General features: G+C 41.1%; 3 protein-coding genes and 1 pseudogene. 3 read left to right on the forward strand and 1 reads right to left on the reverse strand.

Annotated features, from left to right (window positions below; all coding sequences use genetic code 11):
* Nucleotides 1-145 precede the first annotated feature (145 nt).
* A pseudogene (locus KTE19_RS12895) lies at nucleotides 146-2,545 on the reverse strand (phosphoketolase family protein).
* A 315-nt stretch (nucleotides 2,546-2,860) separates the two neighbouring features.
* On the opposite strand from KTE19_RS12895, the gene KTE19_RS12900 reads away from it, so the two are divergent.
* The 3 genes from KTE19_RS12900 to KTE19_RS12910 all read left to right on the forward strand — a co-directional run bounded on the left by KTE19_RS12900 (nucleotide 2,861) and on the right by KTE19_RS12910 (nucleotide 4,613).
* Nucleotides 2,861-3,049 (forward strand): hypothetical protein, encoded by a 189-nt coding sequence (locus tag KTE19_RS12900; protein ID WP_217163801.1) that lies wholly within the window; start codon nucleotides 2,861-2,863, stop codon nucleotides 3,047-3,049.
* Nucleotides 3,050-3,310: 261 nt separating this feature from the next.
* Nucleotides 3,311-4,099, forward strand: coding sequence for a CPBP family intramembrane glutamic endopeptidase (locus KTE19_RS12905; RefSeq protein WP_217342450.1), 789 nt, complete (start codon nucleotides 3,311-3,313; stop codon nucleotides 4,097-4,099).
* 115 nt (nucleotides 4,100-4,214) lie between these two features.
* On the forward strand, nucleotides 4,215-4,613 hold the full coding sequence (locus tag KTE19_RS12910) for a type II toxin-antitoxin system HicB family antitoxin (protein WP_217163797.1): 399 nt from the start codon (nucleotides 4,215-4,217) through the stop codon (nucleotides 4,611-4,613).
* Nucleotides 4,614-4,816 lie beyond the last annotated feature (203 nt).

Consider the following 4,816-nt stretch of genomic DNA (forward strand, 5'->3'; position numbering starts at 1 on the left):
CCCCTGTAGAATACAGGAATCAAGCCATGGTAGCTTAAATCAATATCTAAACTTGTCTAACTTTTCTGTTGCACTTCACTTCTATTTCTAGAAGCTGGACTTATTTTCAATCGAAGCCTTTTATCTAATCGAAGAAGAAATCATTTTATTCAGTAGTGAGTTTATTCGTTAAGTTACCAGACCATTTCCAGTTTTGAACTTCTGGAATATCTGTCCCATATTCACGGATGTAATCATGATGTTTTTGAAGCATCTGATCCATCTTGGCTTCAAAGTCAGCTGCTTGGGAAGCAAACTGGGTTCTGGCAATCGCGTCCTTGACCAAGTGGTATCGATCAAGCTCGTTGAGTACCCGCATATCAAATGGTGTCGTGATATCACCATTTTCACGATAACCATGGAAGCTGATATTGTGGTTGTGACGGTTGTAGACCAAGCCATGGAAAGTGTTTTCAAAGCCATGGAAGGCAAAGATCACCGGTTTGTCAGTGGTAAAGTATTTGTCAAATTCGGCTTGGGTCAAGCCACGACTATCTTGGTCTTCATTGTTTGGCCGCAATCTCAAGATATCGATCACGTTAATGAAACGCACTTTGAGTTCAGGGAATGAGTCGTGCAGCATATCAATGGCAGCTAAGCTTTCCATTGTTGCTTCAGTTCCGGCAGTCGCAAAGATCACATCCGGATCACCCTGATCGTTTGAGGCCCAAGGAATGATTCCCAAACCATCGTTAACCAGCTTAGTTGCTTCAGCCATTGAGAACCATTGTGGCCGTGGGTGTTTTGAAGCCACGATCAGGTTAATCTTCTCACGGGCCTGCAAAGCCGTGTTCATGACGGCCAGCAATGAATTGGCATCGGCTGGGATATATTCATTCACTAACTCATGACCCTTTTCAGCCAAGTGACCGAGCATCCCAGGATCTTGGTGGGTATACCCATTATGGTCTTGCTGGAAAGCGTGGGAAACGTTCATGATGTTCAATGACGGATAATCATGACGCCATGACTGCTCAGAAGCTTTTCTAAGCCACTTGTAGTGCTGAGTCAGCATTGAATCAATGACCCGGGTAAATGCTTCATATGAAGCAAAGAATCCATGACGGCCACTCAGAACGTAGCCTTCAAGCCAGCCTTCAGCTTGGTGTTCTGAAAGCTATGAGTCAATGACTCGGCCTTCTGGTGCCATGTTTTCATCATTTGGGCTCTTAATCGGTTCTTCCCATTGACGTTTACCATAATCCAACATTGAGAAGAATTTGTTAGATTTCGTTTCATCCGGACCAAAGGCTCTAAATGAGTTGCCATTGCGTTTCATAATCTCGGTGTAGAAATTCGACAGGACTTCGGTATCCTGGGCTTCTTTGTCACCAGGTTTGTTAATCTTCAGTGCGAAGTCCGCTGGATCAGGCATGGCTAACTTCTTAGGGTCAATGCCACCGTTGACAATTGGGTTCATAGCCATTCGGTGATTGCCTTCAGGAGCTATTGCCTTTATTTCAGCTTTGATCGAACCGTTGTTGTTGAACAATTCTTCTGGATGATATGATTTGAGCCAGTTGACCAGCAAATCTTTGTGATCCATCTGACCAGCGCTCACAGGAATTGGCACTTGATGGGCACGGAACGAACCGGCAATTGGGTTGCCATCCAAATCAAACTTAGGACCTGTCCAGCCTTTTGGTGACCGGAGAACTAACATTGGCCATTGTGGCAATGTATCATCATTATTCTCACGAGCGTGTTTTTGAATGTGCTTAATTTCAGAAACGATCTCATCCATCGTCTTAGCCATTGCCTTGTGAACCCGGGCATAGTCAGCTGGATTTCCGTCGGTCTCAACAAAGTGTGGTTTCCAACCCATCCCTTCAAAGTACTTCGGCAAATCGGCATCACTCATTCGAGATAGAATGGTTGGATTAGAAATTTTGAACCCATTCAGATTCAGCATTGGTAAAATTGCGCCATCATGAATTGGATTAATGAACTTGTTGGAGAACCAAGAAGCAGCCAATGGGCCAGTTTCAGCTTCCCCATCACCAATTTCAACGGCAGCAATCACATCTGGATTGTCAAGAATGGCACCAGTTCCGTGGGCAATTGAGTAGCCTAATTCGCCGCCCTCATGCATTGAACCTGGGGTTTCAGGAGCGGCATGGGAGGCAACGCCACCTGGGAACGAGAATTGTTTGAACAACCGTTGAAGACCCGTTTCGTTTTGGGCAATTTTTGGATAAATTTCACTGTAGCTGCCATCAAGGTAAGAGTTGGATACCATAACTTGACCGCCGTGACCAGAACCTTCAATGTAGAACATGTTCAAATCATATTTCTTAATGATCCGGTTTAAATGGGCATACATAAAGTTTTGGGAAGCAATCGTGCCCCAGTGGCCGATTGGCTTGATCTTAACATCGTCTGCAACCAGGTCGCGTTTGAGTAATGGATTATCACGTAAGAACAACTGACCAACAGATAAGTAGTTAGCGGCATTCCAATAGCGGTTGACTTTTTGCAGGTATTCGTCAGAATCGAAGTTTGTCATATTCGTAACCTCCTGAATTTGTAAAAGCAAACATCAATTTGATTATTGGACCGGTCCAAATTCAAATTACAAATTCATTGTATGCTCAATATGTTGATGTTTCAACGGTTTAAGCATTTGGTTATTTAATTTTGATATAAATTTTATTTATATCAAATGCATATGGCATAAATAGATTCATATATACCGGGTTTTTGAACAGATTTAATCTTGCTTTTTTTTCTGCTAAATTTATTTGAATAAAAAATTGTTATGAAAACTTTAACGGTGTATTATAGGAACAAATTTAGCAACTCCCCATAGAAGGCGATTGAAATGGGAAAAAATAAGAAGCAGTCTAAAGCCAAACGAAGCTTGATGTTTCCGTTACTATTACCCAAAAGCAGTGGTTATGGTTCGCGGTTAAATGATGACAATCCGATTGGCCACTTCCTGAACATTTTCTTCTTTGTTTTGGTAATAGTTGCCATTGCTCTGTGCTTGTACTTCGCTCTTAATCTCTGAATCCACAGTTGAAAGATCGGTAAAAACCATCCAAAATTGGGAGTACCTTATCGCTTGGCAGAAATACTCACCAAATATTTTCTAAGCTTTCCGACCTCTTTCAACCCCATAATAATTTTTGAAAACTATCGAGGCCTCGCTCAGCAATTCACTAGTAACCTACTAGTGGATTGTTTTTAATTTGCACGCGCTTAGTGAAAAATATTGAAAACCCTATCCAAAGGGGCAATAATAAGATCATTCGAATTTAGGAGGAAGTTTATGCGTAAAAGTCGAGTTTCCATATCTATGCAATTTGTCATTGCAACAGGATTAATTCTAATCCTCGAAATTTTGGATATTATGTTAAAAGGGGTAAGCCCTATTATTAGAGCGAGCGTCAGATTATTGTATGGATTAGTTACGGCTGGGTTGATTACTTACATATTGAGAACACTCAAAATTCGCAATTATCCAATCAAGTATAAAAAAGCAACCAAAGTAATCGGCATCGTTTGGATAATTGCCCTACTCGTTTTATTTCTGATATTTTGCCATATCGTAAATAATTTGATTGCCGTTTTTGGAGCGAAAACGCTTGTTTCGGATACCATGATGGCTTTATCTGCAGGCTTCTTCGAGGAGTTTATTTGTAGAGGATTACTGTTCAACGCATTCTTGAAGATGTTTAAAAATAATAACCTGAAATATACACTCACAGCGTGTTCTTCTGCTCTCTTCTTTGGGATCTTTCATCTGCTCAACTTAATCAATGGCCAGACGTTAACCCCAACCATTCAACAAGTCATTTATGCATTCGTCTTTGGCGTCATTCTGGCATCTGTCCGAACAGCAACCAACACTCTAATCTGGCCGGTCCTTCTGCACTTCTTATTTGATTGGCAAGCTGGAATGTCTGTCAGTCATATTTTTAGTGGCATCGTTGCCTGGCCAGCCTTCCTAATTGTGTGGGGCTTCTTTTTGATATTCGGTCTCGCGTTCCTGGTTTCTCTTGATCGTAGTGCCAATCAGTCGACCCATCTCAACTCAACATACCCGAACCAAATATAGAAATTCCATTCCCTCCAAAACAATTGATACGTGTTATCACACGTGCTACAGTATCTTAAAACAGGCAGGGCTTAAATAGCCCCTGTTTGTGTATCCATAACTGGAGGTAATTATAATGAAGTACTTATATTTTGCATTATTCACTAAGAATGTAGACGGCCAAATTGAAGTTAACTTCCCCGACTTTGATCCCCATGTAGCAACTTTTGGCAATAATATGTCTGATGCCCTTCATATGGCTCATGATGCTCTAGAAGGATATTTGCTCACCGTCGAAGATTATCATGAAGATTTGCCAACACCTTCTGACCCTCAAAATATACGGCATAATCAAGATCAATTGGTTATTCCAATTGAAGTGGACACAACCATCGCTAGAGAACGAGAGGAAAATGCAAGTGTTAAAAAGACACTTACTATTCCTAAATACCTTAACGATTTAGGCAAACAACACCAGATCAACTTTTCCGCAACTCTCACCGATGCTTTAAAAAAAAGGCTTGGTGTATCTTAAATAAATTGTCTTGTCACCACCATTGTAAAATGCTGCGGTTTTTTATGTAAAAATCTCAAAGGACAAACTAAAGAAAGCTCGCAACAGAAGGAGGAAGTATCATAACCCAGACTGATGATTTAAGTCAACCACTCCTGAATAAATTCAGGAGCTTGTGAGAATAACACCTCACGGTGTCACGACCACAATTTGCTTAGATACAG

Source organism: Lentilactobacillus dabitei, assembly GCF_019061365.1.
GTDB lineage: Bacteria > Bacillota > Bacilli > Lactobacillales > Lactobacillaceae > Lentilactobacillus > Lentilactobacillus dabitei.

Coding starts and splice junctions, on each gene's coding strand:
- KTE19_RS12910 (WP_217163797.1), top strand. CDS start 4,215: ATGAAGTACTTATATTTTGCATTATTCACTAAGAATGTAGACGGCCAA.
- KTE19_RS12905 (WP_217342450.1), top strand. CDS start 3,311: ATGCGTAAAAGTCGAGTTTCCATATCTATGCAATTTGTCATTGCAACA.
- KTE19_RS12900 (WP_217163801.1), top strand. CDS start 2,861: ATGGGAAAAAATAAGAAGCAGTCTAAAGCCAAACGAAGCTTGATGTTT.